Annotated in this window: 21 protein-coding genes; 8 read left to right on the top strand and 13 right to left on the bottom strand. The window is 63.1% G+C overall.

Annotated features, from left to right (window positions below):
- Nucleotide 1 precedes the first annotated feature (1 nt).
- Nucleotides 2-280, top strand: coding sequence for a DUF6340 family protein (locus ACXJ16_RS03740; protein ID WP_463921313.1), 279 nt, complete (start codon nucleotides 2-4; stop codon nucleotides 278-280).
- Between the two features lie 254 nt (nucleotides 281-534).
- Nucleotides 535-1,647, top strand: a complete 1,113-nt coding sequence (locus ACXJ16_RS03735) for an IS110 family RNA-guided transposase (protein ID WP_463921312.1) — start codon at nucleotides 535-537, stop codon at nucleotides 1,645-1,647.
- 56 nt (nucleotides 1,648-1,703) lie between these two features.
- On the opposite strand, the gene ACXJ16_RS03730 is transcribed toward ACXJ16_RS03735, so the two are convergent.
- From ACXJ16_RS03730 to ACXJ16_RS03715, 4 genes are all read right to left on the bottom strand, one after another.
- Complete coding sequence (locus ACXJ16_RS03730; RefSeq protein WP_185997746.1) at nucleotides 1,704-1,895, bottom strand: hypothetical protein; 192 nt, start codon at nucleotides 1,893-1,895, stop codon at nucleotides 1,704-1,706.
- Nucleotides 1,896-2,207: 312 nt separating this feature from the next.
- A complete protein-coding gene (locus ACXJ16_RS03725; RefSeq protein ID WP_463921310.1) occupies nucleotides 2,208-2,378 on the bottom strand; it encodes a hypothetical protein in 171 nt (56 codons plus the stop codon).
- Between the two features lie 119 nt (nucleotides 2,379-2,497).
- Complete coding sequence (locus ACXJ16_RS03720) at nucleotides 2,498-3,853, bottom strand: tyrosine-type recombinase/integrase (RefSeq protein ID WP_463921309.1); 1,356 nt, start codon at nucleotides 3,851-3,853, stop codon at nucleotides 2,498-2,500.
- A 472-nt stretch (nucleotides 3,854-4,325) separates the two neighbouring features.
- Nucleotides 4,326-5,219, bottom strand: a complete 894-nt coding sequence (locus ACXJ16_RS03715) for a LysR family transcriptional regulator (protein WP_324695609.1) — start codon at nucleotides 5,217-5,219, stop codon at nucleotides 4,326-4,328.
- Between the two features lie 136 nt (nucleotides 5,220-5,355).
- On the opposite strand from ACXJ16_RS03715, the gene ACXJ16_RS03710 reads away from it, so the two are divergent.
- The 5 genes from ACXJ16_RS03710 to ACXJ16_RS03690 all read left to right on the top strand — a co-directional run bounded on the left by ACXJ16_RS03710 (nucleotide 5,356) and on the right by ACXJ16_RS03690 (nucleotide 10,034).
- Complete coding sequence (locus ACXJ16_RS03710; RefSeq protein ID WP_463921307.1) at nucleotides 5,356-6,339, top strand: aldo/keto reductase; 984 nt, start codon at nucleotides 5,356-5,358, stop codon at nucleotides 6,337-6,339.
- A gap of 22 nt (nucleotides 6,340-6,361) precedes the next feature.
- Nucleotides 6,362-6,772, top strand: coding sequence for a (R)-mandelonitrile lyase (locus tag ACXJ16_RS03705; protein WP_463921305.1), 411 nt, complete (start codon nucleotides 6,362-6,364; stop codon nucleotides 6,770-6,772).
- Between the two features lie 9 nt (nucleotides 6,773-6,781).
- On the top strand, nucleotides 6,782-8,008 hold the full coding sequence (locus tag ACXJ16_RS03700; RefSeq protein WP_463921303.1) for a multidrug effflux MFS transporter: 1,227 nt from the start codon (nucleotides 6,782-6,784) through the stop codon (nucleotides 8,006-8,008).
- A gap of 179 nt (nucleotides 8,009-8,187) precedes the next feature.
- Nucleotides 8,188-9,018, top strand: a complete 831-nt coding sequence (locus ACXJ16_RS03695) for an SDR family oxidoreductase (RefSeq protein ID WP_185997206.1) — start codon at nucleotides 8,188-8,190, stop codon at nucleotides 9,016-9,018.
- 182 nt (nucleotides 9,019-9,200) lie between these two features.
- Nucleotides 9,201-10,034 (top strand): SDR family oxidoreductase, encoded by an 834-nt coding sequence (locus ACXJ16_RS03690; RefSeq protein WP_463921301.1) that lies wholly within the window; start codon nucleotides 9,201-9,203, stop codon nucleotides 10,032-10,034.
- Between the two features lie 62 nt (nucleotides 10,035-10,096).
- Here the strand turns inward: ACXJ16_RS03690 and ACXJ16_RS03685 are convergent, their stop codons facing one another.
- The 4 genes from ACXJ16_RS03685 to ACXJ16_RS03670 form a co-directional block, all read right to left on the bottom strand.
- Nucleotides 10,097-11,008 carry a LysR family transcriptional regulator gene (locus tag ACXJ16_RS03685; RefSeq protein ID WP_463921299.1) on the bottom strand — a complete coding sequence of 304 codons (912 nt, stop codon included), beginning with the start codon at nucleotides 11,006-11,008 and terminating at the stop codon, nucleotides 10,097-10,099.
- Nucleotides 11,009-11,099: 91 nt separating this feature from the next.
- A complete protein-coding gene (locus ACXJ16_RS03680; RefSeq protein WP_463921298.1) occupies nucleotides 11,100-11,819 on the bottom strand; it encodes an extensin-like domain-containing protein in 720 nt (239 codons plus the stop codon).
- 40 nt (nucleotides 11,820-11,859) lie between these two features.
- Nucleotides 11,860-12,057, bottom strand: coding sequence for a hypothetical protein (locus ACXJ16_RS03675; protein ID WP_463921296.1), 198 nt, complete (start codon nucleotides 12,055-12,057; stop codon nucleotides 11,860-11,862).
- A 199-nt stretch (nucleotides 12,058-12,256) separates the two neighbouring features.
- Complete coding sequence (locus tag ACXJ16_RS03670; RefSeq protein WP_463921294.1) at nucleotides 12,257-13,819, bottom strand: amino acid permease; 1,563 nt, start codon at nucleotides 13,817-13,819, stop codon at nucleotides 12,257-12,259.
- Nucleotides 13,820-14,021: 202 nt separating this feature from the next.
- Between ACXJ16_RS03670 and panB the strand changes: the two genes are divergently transcribed.
- Nucleotides 14,022-14,891, top strand: a complete 870-nt coding sequence (gene panB, locus ACXJ16_RS03665; protein WP_185997204.1) for a 3-methyl-2-oxobutanoate hydroxymethyltransferase — start codon at nucleotides 14,022-14,024, stop codon at nucleotides 14,889-14,891.
- A 60-nt stretch (nucleotides 14,892-14,951) separates the two neighbouring features.
- Here the strand turns inward: panB and prsR are convergent, their stop codons facing one another.
- From prsR to ACXJ16_RS03640, 5 genes are all read right to left on the bottom strand, one after another.
- Entirely contained in the window at nucleotides 14,952-16,328 is a 1,377-nt protein-coding gene (prsR, locus tag ACXJ16_RS03660; protein ID WP_454797280.1) for a PEP-CTERM-box response regulator transcription factor, read from the bottom strand.
- A gap of 1 nt (nucleotide 16,329) precedes the next feature.
- On the bottom strand, nucleotides 16,330-18,459 hold the full coding sequence (prsK, locus tag ACXJ16_RS03655) for an XrtA/PEP-CTERM system histidine kinase PrsK (RefSeq protein ID WP_324695630.1): 2,130 nt from the start codon (nucleotides 18,457-18,459) through the stop codon (nucleotides 16,330-16,332).
- Complete coding sequence (locus tag ACXJ16_RS03650; RefSeq protein WP_185997201.1) at nucleotides 18,456-19,841, bottom strand: TIGR03013 family XrtA/PEP-CTERM system glycosyltransferase; 1,386 nt, start codon at nucleotides 19,839-19,841, stop codon at nucleotides 18,456-18,458. The genes prsK and ACXJ16_RS03650 overlap by 4 nt, the downstream gene beginning before the upstream one ends.
- A 193-nt stretch (nucleotides 19,842-20,034) precedes the next feature.
- Nucleotides 20,035-21,354 carry an amidohydrolase gene (locus tag ACXJ16_RS03645; RefSeq protein ID WP_185997200.1) on the bottom strand — a complete coding sequence of 440 codons (1,320 nt, stop codon included), beginning with the start codon at nucleotides 21,352-21,354 and terminating at the stop codon, nucleotides 20,035-20,037.
- 44 nt (nucleotides 21,355-21,398) lie between these two features.
- Complete coding sequence (locus ACXJ16_RS03640) at nucleotides 21,399-23,111, bottom strand: tetratricopeptide repeat protein (protein ID WP_443477870.1); 1,713 nt, start codon at nucleotides 23,109-23,111, stop codon at nucleotides 21,399-21,401.
- Nucleotides 23,112-23,687: the final 576 nt, after the last annotated feature.

Below are 23,687 nucleotides of genomic sequence, written 5' to 3'. Positions count from 1 at the left end.
CATGGAAGACGTTCGCCAAAGGGAGGCGGAAGCTTTAGCGGCGGGTAAGGAAGGTGACTTCACGCGCGCCATTCAAATCTGGGAGCAGATTTTAGAGGCGTATCCGAGATGGGAGCTTGGATATGCTCATTACAACTTGGCAGATTGCTATACATGCGTGGGCCAGATTGACCGGGCGATCGAAGCTTACCACCAGGCGATAGCCCTGTCTCCCAACGACCCCATGTTCACGGAAGCTTTGGCGTCAGTGCTGGAAGCCCGAAGGTTGGGGCATATCTGAAGACGTCCACACTTCAATGCTTCATGCCTCTCTCCCATGCCCGTGATCGTCCCGTTATCTCGCAGCGTGCCCTTCATACGCTCAACAGCCTGGGCATCTCGAACGCACCTGTTAAGCCGTTCCAAGGTGGAGGCGCGTAATTTGGGTGAACTGCCTTCCGTAATCGGGGCAAGGGTTCCGGCGAACCGGGAGGCGCGGTGGTGGCGGCATCTGCGGTACAAACTGATCCTGTGAAACAACGCAGGAGACGGACGATGGAGTACTTTGCGGGCCTCGACGTGTCGGTCGACGAGACGGCGATCTGTGTGGTCGACGACAAGGGCGAAGTGCATCTTCGCGTGGCGGTGCCGACGGATCCGGAGGCGGTGTACCTGGCGTTGAAACCTTATGTGCGGCGGCTGCGGCGGGTCGGCCACGAGGCCGGAGCGCTGTCGCCCTGGCTACATCCGGAACTGGCGGCGCTGGGCCTCCCTGCGGTCTGTCTGGAGACGCGCCATGTCCGTGCGGCGATGGCGGCGCAGCGCAACAAGACCGACGCGGCGGACGCCTTGGGGATCGCCCATATCATCCGCACCGGCTGGTACCGGACGGCCTTCGTGAAAAGCGAGGCGTGCTATCGGCTGCGATTGCTGTTGACCCAGCGCCGCAACCTGAAGCGCAAATTTCTCGATCTCGAGAACAGCATCCGCCATTCGCTCAAGGCGTTCGGCATCCGGATCAAAGGGGTTGGCCGCACTGGTTTTGCCCCGGCGGTGCGCGAGGCGGTAGCGGACGACGCGTTGACCGCCGAGCTGATGGAGGCGATGCTGGCCGCGCGCGAAGCCCTGTGGATCGAGTATGGCCGGTTGCACAAGCTGGTGATCCGGGTCGTCGCGGCAAACGAGTTGTGCCGCCGCTTCCTGCAGATCCCGGGGGTGGGGCCCATTGCGGCCCTGAGCTTCATGACGGCGATCGATGATCCGGGCCGATTCCGACGATCCCGGGATGTCGCCGCCTACTTCGGACTGACCTCTCGGCGGTGGCAGTCGGGGTCGTCGATCGATGTCCAGGGACGCATCAGCAAGGCGGGCGATGCCGACGTTCGGCGCGCGCTTTACGAGGCCGCCTCGGCGCTGCTCACGCGGTTCAAGGGCAAGGACAAACTGCGCACCTGGGGGCTGGCGCTGAGCAAGCGCGGCAATCACCGCAAGGCGACCGTGGCGGTTGCCCGCAAGCTGGCGGTGATCATGCATGCGATGTGGACGGACGGCACGTTTTACATGGGCGATGCGCAGGCGAGCGCGCAGGACATCGCCGCTCGGGCCACCGTAAAAGACCGTCGGTTGCTGGGCGCGCTGGCCAAAACCGCGCCCGTCGCCAACGGCTGACAACGCCATGGGAGTGACCGCCAACCGATAGGGAGATCCGCTCCGGCGGATGAGGATCAGTGCAGACCATCGACGACGGAAAGCGCGATATCTTGCTTGCGAACGGGGCTCTTCACCGAGCGGCTCCGGAACGCGCCCAAATGCCTGTGATGTTGCTCCGTCTTGCCGATCAAAGGGTGCGCCGCGGCGGTTGGAATGCTGCTTTGATGCAGCTGGAACAGCCCGTCGCTGAGCGCGGAGGACTGCACGGCGCACTGAACCTCGATACCGGAGACGCGCCAGCGCGGCTTGAGACCTCGGCGGAATGGCGCGGACGACTGCGATGGCGTAGAATGGAGAAGTGGCGATGGCGACGAAGACGACAGCACCGGAACCGATTAGGACGGCAAGATAAAAGGAATCGCTCCCCCCTGTGGGGTAACCTGTTGTCTGCACATCGTTTTTTGAGGAGATTGATGGCACCATGGGGAGACTCATGGTGCCATCGTGGCGATAGAGGGGCTGTAAGGCACTGTAATTACGGCTTCTTTTACGAGTTCCGGATGGAGCCATGCCGGAAATCAGGGGGCAGGGCCCAGGGCTTCCTGAAAAAGCCGTAGCGCGGTGACGATGTGCAGTTCGACGTCGTCGATGGTGATGCCCAGGGTACCCATCCGTGATCTGCCCCCTTCTGAGTGGTCCAAAATAACAGAGATTTTGGACCACTCAGAAGGGGGCAGATCAGCAATCATGATGGCAAGCTGCCGCTTGTCATAAGCACATACATCGGATCGGCAGGTTTAGTCTCAATTTGGAAGCCTACGATCCGGCGCCGACACGCAAATCCGCCTTCCGTCCGAGACTTCCCGATCTATGCTGGCACGAGCGGCACGACCGCTCTCATGGACAATTCATCCATCAAATCAGCGATATATCTACCATAATGGCGCTCGATCATCTGGACTGAAGTGTCATGTCGAGATGCAACAAGGCGGATAGGTTGATTCGCACGCAGTCCGCGTACAATGCTTGAATGCCGCAGTGAGTACGGGATTACATTCGGTAAATTGGCTTTGATCCTGATGACGCTCCAAGGGCGAACGAGCTCAGAAGCGCTCAACCAGGGCCCGCGAGTGTCTTGTTCCCATTGAATTCCCCCAGGCGCCTGCTTGTATCGCCAGCGCTCTAAAAGGAAGTCTGTCTGATCGCGACCCTCTGCAATCGGACGGAGCACCTCCAAAATATCGGCTCCAACCGCAAATGGTGTATTGGGGCTTTTGCGCCCCCTTCCCTTGCGACTCGCGGGCACCATCAAACGAGAGTTGCCGAATTGTACGTCATTTACCCGCATGCGGGCGACCTGTGACATGCGTGCGCCAGTGGCAGCCAAAACCGCAACGAGACGGAACAGATCTCCGTGCCAACCCAGTTCGGCATCGACCTCTCGCGCGGCTCCGAGCAGGGTTCCGACCTGAGAATCTGATAGGATTTGATTTTCTCGAGCGACGTCTTCGCCGCCATCTAGGTCTTGAGCCGTGTCACGAAGTCCAAATTTGATCGTCATTGGCAACCCGGAAGGCAGCCGCCGGCGATTCGTTGCGAACGCTTCATTGAGGGCTGCCTTCAAATCGCTGACCGTCCTACGTTTGCTTGCTTCTTTCAAACTGGAAGGTAGCTCGGCGCGCCATTGAGCCAGATCATCTTCGGTCAGGTTTTGAAGCGCGACAGCGGAAAGCGCAGGCTCGGCACCCTGATTTCGCCCTCCGAAACCGGATCGGCCTAGCACATAACGCCCCAGCCTGATGCTCGCGTCCGATCTGGTTGGCTGGCCTCTCCTCGCCGTATCACGGGCGTCACGAATCCGAACATAAGTCTCGACAGCGCCCCTAACCGTCAAGGCCGACTCGGTTTCAGCGACCGGATCGAGATTGGCCTTTCCAACTGCAACACAGTCGCGGCGCATGGAAACCAACTTGCGAGCTTTTCGGATCGCAGCTGCATAGTCGAGATTGCCAGCCGCGATTTCATCGTCGGCGGTACCAAGCGCTTGTTGCCTGTAGAGACCGTTTTCACGCCAGCGGACAACCCAAAAGCCACCCTGCTCCCTTCGCCGATATCCGAGGTGCACATCGGGGTCGATCGCCCGCCAGTATGGCTTCCTTCTCACACGAAGGCGTTTGCGATCTGCGCGGCCGGCAATTTTTTCTTCGTCGATGGATCTGGACATAGTTTGTGAGGCGAATCGTAAAATCGTGATCTAATATGGGTCTAATATGCGGGAGCGAACGGGCGCATACAACTGTGCATGAGACTCTGGATTTGCGCGGTTTTCTGCGAATAATTGCGAACGACACGCCCCGCATTTTCACGCGCTCTCACGGCTGAAACACGGGTTCGATTCCCGTAGGGGTCACCAGAATTTTCAGGCATCTGGCTTGCCTCCCCTCGTCGAAAATACGCCCGCATCCAGGATGGCGCCAATATCCCGGCGCGGATAACGCCTGCCGCCGGCGGACATGCCGGATGATTCCGATGGCTCATTTTTTCTCGGCAAGGTTCTGCTCGCCGGCATGGCCGGGATCGAGAGCCCTGTTCTACAATTCGGCGGTTCGTGGAACTCTGCGCAAGTCCCAGTCTGGAATTAGGGATTTGGGACATCTTGATCGGTCCGCATCGAACACAGCCAGACGCCGGACCTGTCAGGCTCGATAGCGCAATGCCTCGATCAGCAGGGCAAAGGCGGGCTTGGGCTGCCGGCGGCTCGGATAGTAGAGGTGGTAGCCGGCAAACGGCTCGCACCAGTTTTCCAGCACGCGCACGAGTTGGCCCCGGTCGACCGCATCCTGCACATAATCGTCAGGGACGAACGCCAGTCCGAACCCGCCGATCGCGGCATCGATGATCACATCGACATTGTTGGAGGTAAACTGCCCCTCTACGCGGACGTTGAGTTCACGGCCGTCCTTCTCGAATTCCCAGGCATAGAGGCCACCGGCCGTCGTCATGCGCAAATTGACGCACCGATGCGCGGCAAGGTCCTGGGGCACCCGCGGTGTGCCGTGGGCCTGCAGATAGTCCGGGGATGCAACCGCGGCCATGCGCAGTTCTGGGCCGATCCGCACCGCGATCATGTCGCGCGCCACTTGTTCGCCAAGACGCACCCCGGCATCGAACTTGTCCTCGACAATATCGCGCAGCCCCGAATCCACGCTCAGTTCGATCTCGACCTCGGGATAGTCGCGCATCAGTTTCGTCACTGCGGGCCAGAGCACTGTCCGCGTGGCGTGACCGGGTGCGGTAATGCGGATCAGCCCCGCCGGTTTCTCACGCAGTTCGCCCAGCAGGTCGAGTTGATCCTCGATCTGCGCGAAAGCCGGCGCGATCCCGGCGAGCAGCCGCTCCCCCACATCCGTCGGCGAAACACTGCGGGTGGTTCGTGAGAGCAGGCGCACGCCAAGCCGTGCCTCCAGCCGCCTGATCTTGTGGCTCAGCGCCGATTGCGAAATACCCATCTTGGCCGCCGCCCGCGTGAAGCTGCGCTCGTCGGCTATGGCTATGAAGGCATTCAGGTCGTTGAGTTCGTCGCGCTTCATTGATGACTCATATCGATAGCTGCATGCGGCAACGATGCACTAATCATGGGACCACTCGCAACGTATCTTCGTGGCATCCACCAAGCTGGCCCGGCCGAAGCAGGCCCGGCGGCGATGGAGCATCAAGGAGATACCCATGCAGAAACGCGAACTCGGCAAGAGCGGCCTCGAAGTCTCGGCTATCGGCCTCGGCTGCATGGGGCTCAGCTACGGATATGGCCCGCCGGTATCGGAAGCCGACGGCATCGCGCTGATCCGCGCCGCTTTCGACAAGGGCGTGACGTTCTTCGATACCGCGGAAGCCTACGGCCCCTACGCCAACGAGGAACTGCTCGGCAGGGCGCTGGCCGATGTGCGCGATTCCGTGGTGATCGCCACGAAGTTCGGCTTTGTTGGCGGCAAACCGATGGAAGGGCTGGACAGCCGTCCCGAAACGATCCGGGCAGTAACAGAGGCCTCGCTGAAGCGTCTGGGAACCGATCATATCGACCTGCTCTACCAGCACCGCGTCGACCCCGCCGTCCCGGTCGAGGATGTGGCGGGCACCGTTCGCGACCTGATCGCCGAGGGTAAGGTGCGCCATTTCGGCATGTCCGAGGCGGGCGTGGATTCGCTGCGCCGCGCCCATACGGTGCAGCCTGTTGCCGCGCTCCAGAGCGAATATTCGATGTGGTGGCGTGAACCCGAGGCGGAAATACTGCCGCTCTGCGAGGAACTGGGTATCGGTTTCGTGCCGTTCAGCCCGCTCGGCAAGGGGTTCCTGACCGGCGCGATCACTGCCGATACCACCTTTGGCGAGGGCGATTTCCGCAATGTCGTCCCGCGCTTCGAGGAGGAAAACCGCAAGGCCAACGAAGCGCTCGTTGCTCGCCTGAAGACCATCGCGCTGGATCGCGGCGCCACTCCGGCGCAGATCGCGATTGCCTGGCTGCTCGCCCAGAAGCCCTGGATCGTGCCTATTCCCGGCACCACCAAGCTGCACCGCCTGAACGAAAACCTCGAGGCCGCGCAGATCGAGCTGAATGCAACCGACCTTACCGTGATTGGCGAAGCGCTTGCCGCCTTCCCGGCGCAGGGCGCGCGCTATCCGGCATCGATCGCGGGCCGGGTCGGCCGCTAATTCCGATACGAAGGACATCCCCATGAAACTCATCCGCAATGGCACCCAGCCCTCGATCAAGGGCCCGGCCGACTGGTTCACCGGCAACGTGCGCATCGACAGCCCGTTTCAGGGCGAAGCACCCGCACGCGCCGGGGGCGCTATCGTGACTTTCGAACCGGGCGCGCGCACCGCGTGGCACACCCATCCGCTCGGCCAGACGCTGCTCGTCACTTCGGGCTGCGGCTGGACCCAGTGCGAAGGCGAGGAGATCGTCCTGATCCGCGCCGGAGACGTCGTCTGGTGCCCGCCGGGTCACAAGCACTGGCACGGCGCCACGCCGACAACGGCGATGACGCACATAGCCATTGCCGAAATGCTGGACGGCCGCGCGGTCGACTGGCTCGAACATGTCACCGACGAGCAATATCTCGCCGGCCCGGCAAAGGAATAGACCCGGGATATGACCGGTACCACGGCGCCGACCGTCCTTTCCGTGGGAGAGGACGGCGGCCACGGTTGGCGCGTCCTCGGCATTCTCTGCCTGCTGATGGGTTTCGCCTCGATCTCCACCGACATCTACCTGCCCGGCATGCCGACGATGTCGCACGCACTCGGCGCGGACATGGGCACTGCGGAGTGGACCGTTTCCGGATACCTCATCGGCTTCGCGCTGGGACAATTGTTCTGGGGGCCGGTGGGCGACCGTTTCGGACGCAGGCTTCCTGTCGCCACCGGCATCGCGCTGTTCGTGCTCGGCTCTGCCGGATGCGCGATGGCGACCGGCATCTGGTGGGTGATCGCAGCACGCGTGGTGCAGGCGGCGGGCGCCTCTGCCGGTGTCGTGCTGGGCCGGGCCATGGTGCGCGATCTCTATCAGGGCCCGCGCGCGGCGAGCATGATGTCCACCCTGATGACGGTCATGGCGATCGCGCCGCTGATCGGCCCACTGGTGGGCGGACAAGTGCTGCTCGTCATGGGTTGGCGCGCGATCTTCTGGGTGCTGGTGGGGGTCGGCATGGTCACGCTGGCGCTGCTGACCACCCTGCCCGAAACGCTGCCGCCCGAACGCCGCCACCGCATCGGCGCAGGCGAGGCTATCGCCCGCTACGTCGCCCTGCTGCGCAATCGCCGCACCCTGGCCTATATCGGGGCGGGTGCCTTCTTCTACGGCGGGATGTTCGCCTATGTCGCGGGTTCGCCCTTCGCTTACATCACCTATCACGGTCTGCCGCCGCAGTATTACGGGCTGCTGTTCGGGCTGGGCATCGTCGGTATCATGGGTTCGAACATGATCAATGCCCGGCTGGTTCATCGCTTCGGCGTCGATACGATGCTCAAGGCCGGGATCGTCTGGGCTACGGCGAGCGCCCTGCTGATCGCGATAACGACGTGGACGGATATGGGCGGCCTTCCCGGCCTGGTCCTGGCGCTGTTCCTCTATATCTCGGCCACCGGGCTGATCGTCGCCAATTCCATCGCCGGCGTGCTTGAGGAAGCCCCGCAGGGAGCCGGTGCCGCCTCGGCGCTGGTCGGCGCGGTTCAGTATGGCAGCGGCATCTTCAGTTCCGCGCTGATCGGCGCCTTCGCCAACGGCACGCCAGCGCCGATGGGAACCGTCATTCTGGTCACCGCGCTTGCCAGTCTTGCCTGTCTGGCAGGTCTGCGCACTCATCACTCCGGGTTATGAAAGCATGACGGATAGAGCGGATCATCGGCCGAAGAAGCCAAACCGGTCCGCGTCATTCGCGGCGCCCACGAAACGGGCATGACGATGTTCGACACCGCCGGGGTCGCACCAGGATTTGCGAAAAAGGCCGGAAGCCTCGTGCGCGAAAGCTTCTGCACATTGCTGGAAAGGATATGCCAATGACCGAAGTCGTAGTTGTCATCGGTGCCGGTTCGATCGGCATCGCCATCGCCCGGCGCATCAGCACGGGCAAGCGTGTGCTGCTGGCGGACTTGCACGAGGAACCGGTCGCGGCCGCAGCCAAGGTCATGGCCGATGCCGGATTCGAGACGAGCACGGCCGCTGTGGACATTTCCTCCCGCACCTCGGTAGAGGCACTGGTCGGTCAGGCTAAGGCGCTTGGCGATGTCAGCGGCGTCATCATCGCAGCAGGTCTGTCCCCCTCGCAGGCGCCTGCCGAAAAGATCCTTGCGGTCGATCTCTATGGATCGGCGCTGGTACTCGAACTGTTCGGCGATGTGATGGCCAGGGGTGGCAGCGGCATCGTCGTCGCCTCGCAGTCCGGCCATCGCCTGCCTGCACTCACGCCCGAGGAAGACCGCCTGCTGGCGACCACCCCGGTCGAAGACCTGCTGGCACTGCCTATGCTGCAGAGCGACCGTATCACCGACCCGCTGCTCGCCTACCAGTATTCGAAGCGCTGCAACGCCCTGCGCGTCAGGGCCGAAGCGGCCACGCGCTGGGCTGCACGCGGTGCACGGGTCAATTCGATCAGCCCCGGCATCGTCATGACCCCGCTCGCCCGCGACGAACTGTCCGGCCCGCGCGCAGGCGGTTACCAGCGCATGATCGACGGCTCCCCCGCCGGGCGTGCCGGAACGCCGGACGAAATCGCCGCGCTCGCCGCCCTGATGATGGGGCCGGAGGGCGCCTTCATCAACGGCGCGGATTTCCTCATCGATGGCGGTGTTACCGCCTCGTGGTTCTACGGGGCGCTTCAGCCGGAGTGACCCATCGGCCGGTGGCACCCGTGCCTATCGTTCTGCCGCGCGCGCGGACAGCACGCGGATGCCCACGATTTATAATCCCAGATAATGAACCTAACTACATTTAAGCGTCTAATCGAGGGTCACGACAGCCCGTATCCTTCAGCCAATCCAACGACACGGCGTGAGCCGGGAAAGGCATGAAGATGACGAAGGACATAGTGGTGGTGATCGGTTCGGGCGGGATCGGCCTTGCGATCGCCAAGCGACAGGGTTTTGGCAAAGTCGTCCTGCTGGCGGATTTCGACCAGGGAGTCCTGGATGCGGCGGCCAAGGCCATGCGCGACGCCGGTTACGTGGTCGAAACCCAGCCGGTCGACGTCGGGTCGCGCGATTCGGTTCGCGCTCTGGCCGAAAAGGCCGCCTCGCTCGGGCCGGTCATGCAGGTGATCAACACCGCCGGCCTCTCCCCCAACATGGCCCCCGTAGCCCAGATCCTGAAGGTCGACCTTTACGGTTCGGCGGTTGTGCTGGAAGAGTTCGGAAAAGTCATCGCGCAGGGCGGCGCCACCGTTCTCATCTCGAGCATGGCCGGGCACATGATGCGCCAGCTCCCCGAAGAGGATGAAAAGGCACTGGCCTATACGCCCGCCGACGAACTGCTGGCGCTGCCATGCCTTCAGGACGATGCGATCCCCAACACACTGGTCGCCTACATGTTCGCCAAGCGTGCGAACTTCCTTCGGGTTCAGGCAGAGGCGATGAACTGGGGCGAACGCGGCGCGCGGGTCAACGCGATCAGCCCGGGTGTCATCGTGACCCCGCTTGGCCGCCACGAACTGGAATCGGAAATCGGCGACATATTTCGCGCAATGGTCGAGGCATCGCCCTCGAAGCGCATGGCTCCGCCCGAAGAGATCGCGGAAGCGGCCGCCTTCCTGCTCGGTCCCACCGCAGGTTTTATTACGGGCAGTGACCTTCTCATCGATGGCGGCGTCATCGCCGCGATGAGGGCCGGAAAGCTTCCGACGCCGGGCTGAAGGTACGGCATTCAAGCTCCCCGGTTATAGAAACGAGGAGCAGTGGCCGACCGGGGCATCAATCAGCGAACATTGATGCCCCGGTATCCGCGTCGCAATTCCTCAAGAAGTGCCACGAAGGCCGATGAGGCGTGGCGGCGGCTGGAATAGTAGAGGTGGTAGCCCGCGAACGGGGCGCACCAGTCGTCCAGCACCCGTTCCAGCCTGCCTTGCGCCATGAACGGGGTGACCATGTCCTCCATGACCATGATCATGACCTCCCCGTGAAGCGCTGCCGTGACAAGGAGGTCCATGTCGTCGACGGTAACCGGACCGTTGACGTGAACGTTGAGCGGTCGTCCCGCCTTTTCGAACTCCCATATATAGACGCCCCCTGCAGTTGGCAGGCGGATATTGCCGCAACGAAAGCCGGTAAGATCGTGGGGTGCCTCGGGCTTGCCGTACCGCTCGAAATAGGCAGGCGCGGCAACCACGGCCATCCGCAGATCCGGGCCGATGCGGGCAGCGATCATATCCTTGGCGATCTGCTCGCCAAGCCGGACGCCAGCGTCGAACTGCTCCGAAACGATATCGACAAGCGCGCTGCTCAGCGAAACTTCGACCTGAATGTCCGGATAGCGCTCGGTAAGCCTCAGCACGGCTGGCCACAGCACAGTTTCCGCCGCATGCCGGCCGGCGGTCAGCCGCAGCCCGCCGGCCGGCCGTTCGCGCATTTCCCCGAGAGCGGCCAACCGCTCTTCTATACCGCCAAACGCAGGCCTCAGCGCTTCGAGCAGTTGTTCACCTATTGATGTCGGCGCGACGCTTCGTGTCGTCCGGGTAAGAAGCGGCAATTGCAACCGCTCCTCAAGTCGGCGCACCGTCTGGCTGAGCGCGGATTGCGAGCGGCCAAGGCGCGCCGCCGCACGCGTGAAGCTGCGCGCTTCAGCGACGGCAAGAAACACGGCAAGGTCGGCAAGTTCGTCAGTGAGCATAGGCAACGGGATAGCGCAAAGAACACCGCCCTGCCCAGTCCCGCGGCCGGGTCGCCTGCAGCCACGACGCTACCGCGACAGGCTCCCCGCATCAGCGGCATGCGCGCCATCCTGCCGTCCTTCGCGCCTGATCGAGATGCAGGTGATCGGCATGGGCCGCGTTGTAGTCCGGCGAGAGCACGGTCGAGAAACTCTCGCAGGCCGAATCCCGAACGGCGTGAAGAAATGCCGCTGCCTCCATCTGGCCTTTCCAGTCTCCTCGCACCGTGATGCGCCGGCCGTCCTCCAGCACGAAAGCCGACACGTCGATGGCATTGCCGGTGGCGTGCTCGCTCCATGTCCCCTTGTCGCCATTGCCGATCCGGCGGCAGTTGTACGTGCCGAGTTGTTCGATGCGCACCACCGGGCTGCCCAGCAGCGCCTCAGCCTGTGGCTGGACGCCGTGCCGCAGCCACCAGGCCAGTCCGGCATCCACGGCGCATGTCGCCTCCACACGGCCGGGAGAGAGGCTCACTCCGGCCGCCTGAGGCGCCGCAAGGCGCTTTCGATCGTCCCGGCGGCACTGGTCCTTGCCCACAGGCGCCAGCGCCTCCTTGGCGATCCCGCTGCGATCCAGGAAGGCGCGGCAGGTGTCGCGGTCGCCGCGCAGGCTCGCGAACTTGTGCGGGGTCGCCCAGCCCGGCTGCTCGTTCAGCGTCAGCGGCGTCCACGGGTCGTAGCCGGGATGCGCATGCAGCCAGCTTCTCCCCGCCAGCACTACGCCGCCCAGCAGGACCAGGGATACGGCTATGCGGCCGATTGGAAATGTCATCGCTGCTGCAACGCGCGGGCCAGCGCCCGGCTCCGCGCCATCACTCCATGAGCGAGAACAGCGCCCAGGCCAATGCGGTAGCCCCGCAGAACAGCGGCCAGGACCAGTAGAGCTCGTGGCCCTGGTAGAAGGTATGGGTGATCGCGAGCATCCCTCCGCTCGATCCCTGGGAGCCAATGACCAGTGATACCACCCAGGTCAGCACGAACCCTGGGATGAGCGCTTTGATGGCCGACATAGCATTGCCCGGTTTTTGGATAAGACTGTGGTGATTCTACCCCGCATTCGTAAATTTGCTCCTACCAGGCTGAGCGGGGCAAGGCTGTGGAAAATCGGTGGATAGAGCGGGGAAATCCTGGGGACGAGATTCCCGCCGCGCAAATGAAAAAGAGGAGCCGATGGCTCCCCTTTCCCGTTTTCAGCATGTCGTCCGATCGTCAGATCGGCGGCAAGGGCTGCGACGGCGCGTCGAAGTCCGCTTCGTGGGTCTCGATGAGACCACGACCGACGTGGCTCTTGCGATAGCCATAGGCGAAATAGACGACGAGACCGATCCCGCCCCAGATCGGCAGGACCAGCATGGCTTCGACCGGCAGGTTGAAGAACAGCAGGACGCAGCCGATGATCGCCACCGGCGACACGATCCACACCAGCGGGGTGCGGAACGGACGGTGGCGCTTGGGATCGCGCACGCGCAGGATCAGCACGGCGATCGACACCATCAGGAACGCGAAGAGCGTTCCCGAGTTCGAGATGTCGGCAAGCTGGCCGACCGGCAGCAGCGCGGCGGCAATCGCCACGAAGACGCCGGTGATCATGGTGACGATGTGCGGCGTCTTCCACTTGGGATGAACGGTCGCCAGCTTCTCGGGAAGCAGGCCATCGCGCGCCATCACGAAGAAGATGCGGGTCTGGCCGTAAAGCATCATCAGGATGACCGAGGGCAGCGCAAGGTTGGCGGCCAGGCCGATGAGATCGCCCGCCCGCGTGTAGTTGATCGACCGCAGAACGTGGGCCAGCGCCTCGTTCGAGCAGACCAGCGGCAGCGAGCCCTGCTTGGAGAGCGCGGCGCACTGGGCGGCGAATTCGGGCGAACCCGGCTGCACGCCGAGCGCTGTCGGCTGGGCACCGACGGCGCCAACCGCACCGGCGGCGACGAGCAGGTAGAACACGGTGCAGATCGCAAGGCTGCCGATCAGGCCGATCGGGACATTGCGCTGCGGGTTCTTGGTTTCTTCGGCCGCGGTGGAAACCGCGTCAAAGCCGACATAGGCGAAGAAGATCGATGCCGCTGCACCCACGACCCCGAGCCCGCTGGTTCCGGCCGGGCCGAACCAGCCATTGGGCGTGAACGGCGCGAAATGCTCCGAATTCATGGCCGGCAGGGTCAGCGCGATGAACATGGTCAGCGCGGCAACCTTGATGGCGACCAGGATTGCGTTGACGGTGGCGCTTTCCTTGGTGCCGATGACCAGCAGCGCGGTAACGGCCAGCGCCACGAAGATGGCGGGAACGTTGATGATGCCGTGGCTGAAATCGATGCCGCTAAGCGACCAGCTTGGCCCGGCGGATAACAGGGCCGGTAGCTCGAACCCGGTGAGACTCTTGAGAAGCCCCATGAAGTAGCCGGACCAACCCACTGAAACGGCAGAGGCGGCAACGGCATATTCCAGGATCAGCGCCCAACCGACCATCCAGGCCAGCAGTTCGCCGACGACGGCATAGCTATATGTATAGGCGGAGCCCGAAACCGGCACCATCGAGGCCAGTTCCGAGTAGCAGAGCGCCGCGACCGCGCAGACGAAGCCCGCGATCATGAAGCTCCACATCATGCCCGGCCCTGCTTTCTGGGCAGCGGCGGCAGTGAGAACGAAAATACCCGTACCAATGATGGCGCCGACGCCCAGCAGCGTGAGCTGGACAGGCCCGAGCGACCTGTGAAGTGATTTCTTTTCCGCCGTCGCCAGAATGGCGTCGAGCGGCTTTACGCGTCCGAACATGCGGTGGACCCCCGAATTTTAGTATGGCGCGACGCTAGCGGGCTGCGATGACATGGCAAGCCTTAACGCCATTGGTTCCCCAGCTTTACGGTAATTGGCCCAGTCGAGGGGCCCAATACGCCCCTGCGGTTACCTTGTTCCGGCCTTCCGTAACGAAAATGCGCTTTTGCGCATCTTCCAACCCCGCGCTAGAAGCATTTTCATGTCCACGACCTTCCAGCTCGACACCGCGACAAGTCGCGCAAATCCAACGCCGGCGCCGATGAAACGGCTGACGGTGCCCTCGATCCAGCGCCGCAAGGTGGAGGGCAAGACCGCAGAGCCGCTCGTCATGCTGACCGCCTATACGGCCCGTCAGGCCCAGCTCCTCGATGAGCATTGCGATATCCTGCTGGTGGGAGATTCGCTGGCCCAGGTGATCTACGGCCTCCCCTCCACCCTGCCTGTCACGCTCGACATGATGATCGCGCATGGCGCGGCCGTCGTGCGGGGCAGCTATCACGCGCTCGTCGTTGTCGACATGCCGTTCGGATCCTATGAGGAAAGCCCGCAGCAGGCCTTTGCTTCCGCCGCGCGGATCATGGCCGAGACCGGCTGCGCCGCGGTCAAGCTCGAAGGCGGCGTCGCCATGGCGGAAACCATCGCCTTCCTCACCGGACGGGGCATCCCCGTCATGGCGCATATCGGCCTCACCCCGCAGGCGGTGAACGCGCTGGGCGGCTATGGCGCGCGCGGACGCAGCCAGGAAGAACACGCCAAGATCATCTCCGACGGCAGGGCGGTTGCCGGCGCCGGGGCGTTTTCGGTCGTGGTTGAAGGCGTGATCGAACCGATCGCGATCTCGCTGACACACAGCCTCGACATTCCCGTGATCGGCATCGGCGCATCGGCGCAGTGCGATGGGCAGGTGCTCGTTGCCGAGGACATGCTCGGCATGTTCGACCGCGTTCCGCGTTTCGTGAAGCGCTATGCCGACATGGCCGGGCTCGTTTCCGAAGCGGCCGCGAAATATGCAGCGGAAGTGCGCGACCGCAGCTTCCCCGGCCCCGAGCAGACCTACCAGCCCAAGTAGCGGCACCGAATCGGGGGCAATATTCCCGCCCCCGATTCGCGCCCTCGGCCCGGTGGGCGGTCAGCTTTGCAGGTCGTACTGCTTGAGCAGATCATAAAGCGTGGGGCGGCTGATCCCGAGCATCTTGGCCGTGCTGGAGATATTGCCCTCGCTACGGGCCAGGGCGTGACGGATCACCTTGCGGTCGGCCTGCTCACGCGCGGTCTTGAGATTGAGCGCGTTGATGACCTGCTCATCCGGCGCGGCAAGGTCGAGATCGGCGGCACTGACCAGCTTTTCGTCCGCCATGATGACGGCGCGCTTCACCCGGTTTTCCAGTTCGCGCACGTTGCCAGGCCAGCCCCAGGCGTCGATCGCGGCGAGAGCGTCGGAACCGAAGCCCCGCACCCGCGGGTTCATTTCCTTGGCGTAGCGATGAAGAAACGCCTTCGCCAACAGCGCCGCATCGCCCGGACGCTCGGCAAGGCTGGGGATCTTCACGACGATTTCGGCGAGTCGGTAGAACAGGTCCTCGCGGAAGCGCCCCTCGGCGATCATGGCTTCGAGGTCCTGGTGCGTGGCGCAGACGATGCGGGTGTCCACCGCAATGGATTCGCGCGAGCCGACCCGCTCGATCACCCGCTCCTGAAGGAAGCGCAGCAGCTTGACCTGAAGCTGGAGGGGGATGTCCCCCACTTCGTCAAGGAACAGGGTGCCGCCGCCGGCCATCTCGATCTTGCCGGGCGTGGTTTTCACCGCGCCGGTGAAAGCGCCCTTCTCGTGGCCGAACAGTTCGCTTTCGAGCAGGTTTTCCGGGATCGCCGCGCAGTTGATCGCCACGAACTGGCCCTTGGCCCGCCCGCTCGCCTCATGAAGCCCCCGCGCCAGCAGTTCCTTGCCGGTACCGCTGGCACCCAGCAGCATGACCGAGACATTGGTGCCGGCAACGCGCTCGATGGTCCGGGCAACGCGCACCATTTCCGGCGCGGCAGTGATGAGCCGGCCGAGCACTTTCTCGTCCTTCTCCACCCGGGACGCGAGACGCCGGTTTTCATCCTCGAGCCGGTGAAGCTGCAAGGCCCGGCGCACGATGAGGCCCAGGGCGTCGATGTCGACCGGCTTCTGGTAGAAGTCGTAAGCCCCATGCGCGATGGCCTGCAGCGCCGACTCCCGGGCGCCGTGACCGGAGGCGACGATGACCTTGGTGTCCGGCTTCAGCGCCATGATCTCATCGAGCAGCGCGAAGCCCTCGGTCGTACCATCGGGATCGGGCGGCAGACCGAGATCCAGCGTCACCACATCCGGCGTTTCCGAACGGAGCAAGGCAAGCGCGGTCGGACGGTCCCCGGCGACGATGACGTCGAAATCCTCGTAGGCCCATTTGAGCTGCGCCTGGAGACCCGCGTCATCCTCCACGATGAGGAGCTTGGGAAGCACCTTGGGTCGGGTTTCGATCATCTCAGGCTACCTTCTGGTCCTTGTAGGTGCTGTTCAGGTACATCTCTGTCGCCGCGGCCAGCGGAATACGGACGATGAAGCGCGACCCCAGCCCTTCCCGCGATTCGACGTCGAGCCGCCCTTTCATGCCCTTCACGAGTTCCCGCGCCTCGAAGGCGCCGATGCCGAACCCGCCGCTCTTGGTGGAGACGAAAGGCTTGAACAGGCGGTTTCGAACGAACTCTGCCGACATGCCCGTACCGGAATCGATCACTTCAAATCGCGCGTTCAGTCCGTCAGCACTAAGTGCAAGGAAAACAGGAGCTTCCGGCTGACTTGCATCGATGCCGTTCTGGATCAGATGGACAAGCACCTGTTCGAGCGAATGGCGGTTGGCGGTAATGGCAAGGTCCTGCGTCTCGGCAAGGACGATCTGCGGGTTGCCGTTGAACCGGCCGATCGCCGCCTGCGCGACTTCCGCCGCACGCACGCTCTCGAGCCGGTCCACCGCCCCGGTCCCGTAACGCGACAGGCGCGCGAGCAAGGCATTCAGCTTGTCCGACGAATTGCGCAGGGTGACGAGCATATCCGCACGAAACTCGGCCTTGTCGGCATGAAGCTCGGCATTGCGAGCGAGCAGGCTGAACTGGCTGGCGAGGTTCTTGATGTCGTGCATCACGAAGGCGATGCGGCGGTGGAAATCCTCGAAATGGCTCGATTCCGCCAGTGCCTCCTGACTGGCATTCTCGGCGAGGTAACTGGCAAGCTGCTGGCCGATCACGCGCAGAAGGTCGAAGTCCTCCCAGTCGAACTTGCGGGCAACCGGCGGCCGCGCGAGCACAACCATGCCGACGAGCCGTTCGTAGTGGACGAGCGGAACAAGCGCCCACGCGCGCTTTTCCTGAAGCAGCCACTCAGGCGCGACGACGTCGAAACCCGCAGGAACGCTGCCCTCACGCAAGTCATCGAGATCGGCAATGTAGGAAACCTGCTCGAAGACCGGGAGCCCGCTCAGCGGATAGGCGCTCGCGGGAACGGCGATATCGGCCCAGTTCCAGCGCGATGCCAGTGTCAGGTCGCCGCCATCATCGGGAGTCAGCAGGAGCCCTCCCGGACTGTCGGTGATATCGGCAACGGACTGTACAACGCGCTCGCCCAGCGGGAGCGTCTCGTCGTCGTTCTTGCCGATGGTTCGGGTAAAGCGCAGCCATTCCTCGCGATAATCATAGCGATGCTGGAAGAAGTGTTTGGCCAGTATGACCTTGAGCCAGTTCCGCACCCGGCGCGAGGGCAGCACGACCAGCGCGATCGCGCTTGCAAGGGTCAGGAACGCCATCTCGATGAGGCGCGCAAAGTCGCCCCCGGCATAGGAAAGCCACTGCGCCACGACCACCATCGCCACAAGGTAGGCCCCGATGACGAGCAGCGAGAACGTCTGGAAAGTCACGGCCCGCGAGGGCTTCAGGCGCAATTCGTCGCGGTTTCGCGAAGCCGCGATCGTCAGGCATGCAGCGAGCACCAGCGCGGCGATCCCGCGCAGCGCAACGATTTCGCCCGGCCAGGTACGACCGAGATAGGCGATCGTGTAAAGATTGAGGTCGAAGGACCAGAGAACCGCCAGGCCCACCGCCGGCCAGCGCAAGGCGGGACGCATTTCGCGCGGCGCTCCGGCGTAGAGATTGTGCACCAGCACCAGCCCGCCGATCGTGACCAGCAGGCGGAGCATGACGTCGATCTCGAACCCTACGTTCGCAAGACCCGCCGCGATCATCAACCGCGCGACAGCAAGGGTCATGCCCAGATGAAGGAGTTCGACAAAACCCAGAGCAAAGATCACCGGCCGGATCGGAGCAAGACTGGAATGCCGCCCGTCGCTGGCGAAAAGGCGATAGATCACCACGAGCCATGCAAGGTTACGGGCACTTTCGGCGAAAGAGGCGAAGAACGGCGCCTCGGCCGTCGCCGCAGCGGCCGTCGCCACGCACCATCCGGCCGTCACGAACAGGGCCACGCAAACCGCAGTACCCGCCCCGGCGAAACGATCCCGTCGCGGCCAAAGCCATAATGCCAGGCTTGCAACCGCGATCGCGCCGGTGAGGTCGAAAATCACCCCGACCGTGGTCCACATATCGAAGGAATGGCCTGCGTTCATCGCGCTCCTTCGCTCCAGAGCACCACACGCAGCGTTTGCAAGATGATCAGAAGGTCGAGGAAAGGTGTGTAGTTCTTCGCGTAGTAGAGATCGTATTCGAGCTTGTGGCGCGAATCCTCGATCGAGGCGCCGTAGGGATAGTTGATCTGCGCCCAACCGGTGATCCCGGGCTTCACCATGTGACGCTCGGCATAATAGGGGAGCTGCTCTTCCAGCTCGAGAACGAACTCGGGGCGTTCAGGACGCGGCCCCACGAAGCTCATTTCGCCTTTGAGCACGCTCCATGCCTGCGGCAGTTCGTCGATGCGTACCTTGCGAATGAAGCGTCCCACCCGGGTGACGCGGGGATCGTCCTTTTCGGCCCATTGCACCCCGCCGGCTTCGGCATCGGTCCGCATCGAGCGCAGCTTGATGACGTCGAAGTTCTCCCCGAACAGACCCACCCGCGACTGGCGGTAAAACGCCGGTCCCCGGCTGTCGATCTTCACCAGCAACGCGAAGATCGCGATGATCGGGGCGGTGAGGCAAAGCAGCAAGGCGCTGACAAGAATGTCGAACAAGCGCTTGGCGGCGCTGGAAATCATTCGCCCGGAAGAGAACCCGTCGGAGAAGATCAGCCAGCTCGGATTGACGGTATCGAGATCGACACGGCCGGTCTCTCGTTCCAGAAAGCTGGAGAACTCGTTGACGTGAACGCCCGTAGTCTTGATCCGCAACAGGTCCTTGAGCGGAAGCGCATTGCGCCGCTCCTCAAGCGCAAGAACGACCTCGCTGACACCGAGATTGTCGACATGGCGGGTGAGGTTGTGGATGGCCGCGCGGGAAATCGCTTCCTCGACGGCCGGCGCGGCTTCGCTCATCCCGACGTAGCCGACAATGACGAAGCCGCTTTCCTGACGCTCGGCCAAATCGCGCAGCCGCTGTGCCCGGTGCCCGGCGCCCAGCACGAGGACGCGGCGACGGAACGCAGATGTGCCGAGGAAGCCGCTCAGGAGGATCCTGTTGGCGATCAACAGCACGATCGCGAAAGCCATCGAATAGGCCAGCGTCGAGCGCCAGAAATGCTGCCCGGCGAAAAGGAAATCAAAGAAGGCGAGAGCGATGACGCCGAGCGAAACCGCCACCAGCAGCCGCGCCGCCGCGAAGCGCATCGACCGCAAGGCGTCAGCCCCGTAGACGCCCACTGCGATCATCGACAACGAAATGACGGCGGCGAAGGCGGTGTGAAGCGCGATCCGTTCGCCCAGAGTGCCGAGTTCGATCCCGATCTGCCCCGCCCGCAGCCGCCATGAAAGCTCATTGGCGCCCGCCAGCAAAATCATGTCCACCAGCCAGAGCAAGGCGACGGCATGGGGGATATAATGTTTGAACAGACGAATCATCGTCGAGAAGCGCCATTCTCCAAGCCGAAACCGGCGGTGAGGTCCTCTTTAGGCCAAAGGCGTAAACTGTCGGTGAATCTGACAGCATGGGAAATGTCCGCAGTCCGCAGGGGTGCCGCCAATCATGCGTTGCGCAACGCTTTTCACCTGGAGCTGTCGGACTGCCTTACAAGCCTTCCCCGCGAGCAGGGAGCTACTTCTTCGCCATCAGCCGCAGAGCCGTGAGCGTCAGGGCCTCGCTGCCCGATGCGATGACCTTGTCGGCCTGCGGAGCCCAGAACGGACTGTGCAGCGAAGGCAGGGAAGGCCCCCCGGCCTTGGCGGCGGCCAGCTTCTGCGGATCGGCACCACCGACCCAGAAGATCACCGACTTGATATGGTCCTCGTCAGCCCGGCGAAACTCACCGAAATCCTCACCGCCCATGACCGACGGCGTGACCACGACATTGGCATCGCCCATCCGGGCCTTGAGATCGGCCACGGCCTCCTGCGTGAACTCCGGCGAGTTCCAGGTGGCTCGCGTGTAGATGTCCTTCACCGAAACTTCGGGCATCAGATCATCGGAAAGACCGGATGCAATAGCCTCGCCGCGAGCGATGCGCTTGATCCCGTCCAACAGGTGCGCACGCGTCTGGTCCGAATAGCTGCGCACGGTCAGCTCGAGTTTGGCCTGATCGGGAATGATGTTGTGCTTGGCGCCCGCATGGAACGATCCGACCGTGACCACCGCCGGATCGAGCGGACTGGTTTCCCGGCTCACGAGCGTTTGCAACTTCATGACGATCGCGCTGGCGAGCACGATCGGGTCCTTCGTCGTTTGCGGATAGGCCCCGTGGCCGCCCAAGCCCTTCACGAGGATGTCGACGCTATCGACATTGGCGAGCGCCCAGCCCACCGCCGCACCGACCTGCCCGGCGGGAAGATCGGCGGAATCGTGGAAAGCCAGAGTGTAGTCCGGCTTGGGAAAGCGCGTGTAGAGACCGTCCTTGAGCATTCCCACGGCGCCCGTGCCGACTTCCTCCGCCGGCTGACCGATCATGACCAGCGTGCCAGACCATTCCGATTTGCGCGCCGCCATCAACCGCGCGGTCTCGATCCAGGCGGTCATGTGGGTATCGTGCCCGCAGGCATGCATCACGCCGCTCTCCACGCCCGCAGTCGAAACGCCGCGCTTTTTCGAGGCGAAAGCCAGGCCGGTCTGCTCGACGACAGGCAGACCGTCCATGTCCGCACGGATCAGGACCGTGGGCCCGGCGCCGTTCTTGAGAACCGCAACCACACCGGTCTGGCCGACCTTCTCGGTAACGGTGAAACCAGCATCCCGCGCGGCCTTGGCCATGATCCCGGCGCTGCGCACCTCCTGATAGCTCAGTTCGGGATTGGCATGGAGATCGCGGTAGATCGTCATCAACCCGGGAATGTCTGCCGAGATCCTTTCGGCGACAGGCTCCGCAGCGGCGATGTGGGAGCCCGTGGCGAGACCGAGGGATGCGATGACGGCGAGTGTTTTCATAATGGCAACGTATGGCCCTCGCGCAGGGTCGGCAAGAGCCATCCTCACTGCGCTGCGGCGCGCTTCTGCCCGGGCATCAAACCCTTATCGACCAATGGAGCGGTCACGAAATCGGGCAACCGCAGTTCTCGCGCCACGGCCGAGCGGTCCTGCGACACATCGGGAAAGGCGCGAGCCGCATGGCCGAGCACGTCCGCAGCCTCCCTTCCGCGCCCGTCGAGCGCATAGGCCGAAGCCAGAAGATAACGGGAGAGCAATCCGCGATCTTCCGCATTGAGCCGGGCGAAGTGCACCGCTTCAGGCCCATCCTTGCGGTGGAGCGCATCGATGGTCAGGCCAGACCAGTACCAGGGCGGATGCCCCGGATTGAGCCGGATCGCCTTGCGCGCGAGTGCCGGTGCGATCTCGCGTTCACCAAGCGCACTCAGAAGACGTCCCCCGTTTGCCAGAACCTCGGAATTGTTCGGACTGATCTCTAGAGCCTTGCCGATCGCATCCCGTGCCGCATCGTCCTCGCCGTGCCGATAGTAAGCCAGGGCCAGGTAGGTATACGCAATGGCATTCGTGGCATTCGCCGCGACCGCACGCTTTGCGGCCTCCAGTGCCTCGGGGGAATCGCCCTCCCCCCCAGCCTGCGCCTCGAAAAGACGCACCCAGGAAAGCAGCGCCCAGGCACTGGAGTAGTTCGGCTTGTCGTAAACCGCGCGTTCGAGGCATTCCTTCACGCGATCCAGACCGCCCTCCTCCCTTGCGCGCATGAACTGGTAGGCCTGCAATTCGCAGTAGTAATGATCCATGCTGACATCGCGGTGATTTTCCAGATCCTGCCGCATCGTCTCATGGATAACACCGTATGGCTGGCCGAGCCGCGAAGCCACGCCCAGCGCGATATCGGATTGGACCGAGAGAATCTTGGTGGGAACGAAGTCGATCGGATCGCTGCGCTCGGACCACACGATAACCCCTCCCGGCATCCTTGCCAGACGCGAACTGACGCGGAAACTCCCACCCTCCACGGCAATCGAGCCTTGAAGCACGAATGCCGGCGGCAGACCGCGCCTTGCCTTCGATTTCTCCTGCAAGTCGTGCGGTGCGTTCAACTTGTCATCATCGAAAGCGATCACGGCAAGATTCGGAAGCTGCGACAGATAATTGATGAGGTCGTTCCGCAACCCTTCGCGAATTGGGGCGATCGATCCCGTTTCCCCGCTCAACGCATAAGGCGCGACATAGACGACCGGCCCGGTCGGCATCTCGCCGGCCCGGACGAACACCGCATCCCGGTCCTCGCCCGGCCAATAAACGATCAGCACTGCAGCAATGAGTGCAAGGGCCGCCAGAAGGCCCCACGCGCGCCTCCGCAAGGTCAACGCGCTGGAAGAGCGCACGATATCCTCCTCCGAATCGGCAACGATCTCGGAAGGTTGCGGGGCGACGGACGATGGTTCGGTCTCGGAAGGATTCCCTGAGGCCTCCTCACCGCCCGCACCGAGTTGCTGCTCCTTGGGAAGCTCCAGACCCGGAACATAGGAGCCGCGCGGCACGACGATCCTGTAGCGGTCCTCGATCCCGTCCTTCGCATAGTACTCGGACAGCGCCTTGCGAAGACGGGTCATCTGCACCCTGACGAGCGAATCCGATGAAGCGTCGAAATCCTCGTCACGCCCAAAGACATCGAGCGCGATGGGATAGCCTTTCAGCCGATCTCCATTTCCCGCAACCTTCTGTTCCACAAGATAGGACAGAAGTTCCGCCAACCTAGGCGATGTCTTGAAAGTAGAAGAGGCGATGACGCTGGATACAGCGCTACGATATTGGTCGGCAGTGGGTTCCATATCGTCCCCCTCCGGAACAAAGTAGTCCGGAGGGGGAGATTTGGCAAACACGCTTCTTAGTTGCGACCCGAAGCGGCTCTCCAAAACCTTGTCCGTCAAGCCGATCCGCCCCACCACGTGCCGGTAAGGGCGAGAAACGGAGAACTGCTGGAAGCAAGCCGGCGGCGTAGGGGACCACCGGTGTCCCGTGAACCTCGTTTCCTCGGCTCGGAACGAGCTTCCAGCAGACCTCGACGTCGATCGGACCCCAGTTGGATTCGAAAGACAATGCCACCGCGATCAGGCGGTGGAATTTCAAGGTTGTTACCAATGTAGATGGAAGATGCCCCGAATCATCCGTGTTTAACCGTTAAATTCCGTCAATTTCCAAGAGATAAGCCTCCAGGACGCCGACATCGCGGTAAGCACGTTCACTATTGAACACAGCCGACGTCCGACCTGCCCGCTTTGAGCACCCCGGAGAAAAGAAAAGAGCCGCGAAACCCCTGAGGGTTTGCG

Source organism: Novosphingobium sp. TK71, assembly GCF_055361505.1.
Note: the sequence above shows the minus strand (reverse complement) of the source record. Positions and strands in the feature narration are given on the sequence as shown.

Coding starts and splice junctions, on each gene's coding strand:
- ACXJ16_RS03740 (WP_463921313.1), top strand. CDS start 2: ATGGAAGACGTTCGCCAAAGGGAGGCGGAAGCTTTAGCGGCGGGTAAG.
- ACXJ16_RS03735 (WP_463921312.1), top strand. CDS start 535: ATGGAGTACTTTGCGGGCCTCGACGTGTCGGTCGACGAGACGGCGATC.
- ACXJ16_RS03725 (WP_463921310.1), bottom strand. CDS start 2,378: ATGATTGCTGATCTGCCCCCTTCTGAGTGGTCCAAAATCTCTGTTATT.
- ACXJ16_RS03720 (WP_463921309.1), bottom strand. CDS start 3,853: ATGTCCAGATCCATCGACGAAGAAAAAATTGCCGGCCGCGCAGATCGC.
- ACXJ16_RS03715 (WP_324695609.1), bottom strand. CDS start 5,219: ATGAAGCGCGACGAACTCAACGACCTGAATGCCTTCATAGCCATAGCC.
- ACXJ16_RS03710 (WP_463921307.1), top strand. CDS start 5,356: ATGCAGAAACGCGAACTCGGCAAGAGCGGCCTCGAAGTCTCGGCTATC.
- ACXJ16_RS03705 (WP_463921305.1), top strand. CDS start 6,362: ATGAAACTCATCCGCAATGGCACCCAGCCCTCGATCAAGGGCCCGGCC.
- ACXJ16_RS03700 (WP_463921303.1), top strand. CDS start 6,782: ATGACCGGTACCACGGCGCCGACCGTCCTTTCCGTGGGAGAGGACGGC.
- ACXJ16_RS03695 (WP_185997206.1), top strand. CDS start 8,188: ATGACCGAAGTCGTAGTTGTCATCGGTGCCGGTTCGATCGGCATCGCC.
- ACXJ16_RS03690 (WP_463921301.1), top strand. CDS start 9,201: ATGACGAAGGACATAGTGGTGGTGATCGGTTCGGGCGGGATCGGCCTT.
- ACXJ16_RS03685 (WP_463921299.1), bottom strand. CDS start 11,008: ATGCTCACTGACGAACTTGCCGACCTTGCCGTGTTTCTTGCCGTCGCT.
- ACXJ16_RS03680 (WP_463921298.1), bottom strand. CDS start 11,819: ATGACATTTCCAATCGGCCGCATAGCCGTATCCCTGGTCCTGCTGGGC.
- ACXJ16_RS03675 (WP_463921296.1), bottom strand. CDS start 12,057: ATGTCGGCCATCAAAGCGCTCATCCCAGGGTTCGTGCTGACCTGGGTG.
- ACXJ16_RS03670 (WP_463921294.1), bottom strand. CDS start 13,819: ATGTTCGGACGCGTAAAGCCGCTCGACGCCATTCTGGCGACGGCGGAA.
- panB (WP_185997204.1), top strand. CDS start 14,022: ATGTCCACGACCTTCCAGCTCGACACCGCGACAAGTCGCGCAAATCCA.
- prsR (WP_454797280.1), bottom strand. CDS start 16,328: ATGATCGAAACCCGACCCAAGGTGCTTCCCAAGCTCCTCATCGTGGAG.
- prsK (WP_324695630.1), bottom strand. CDS start 18,459: ATGAACGCAGGCCATTCCTTCGATATGTGGACCACGGTCGGGGTGATT.
- ACXJ16_RS03650 (WP_185997201.1), bottom strand. CDS start 19,841: ATGATTCGTCTGTTCAAACATTATATCCCCCATGCCGTCGCCTTGCTC.
- ACXJ16_RS03645 (WP_185997200.1), bottom strand. CDS start 21,354: ATGAAAACACTCGCCGTCATCGCATCCCTCGGTCTCGCCACGGGCTCC.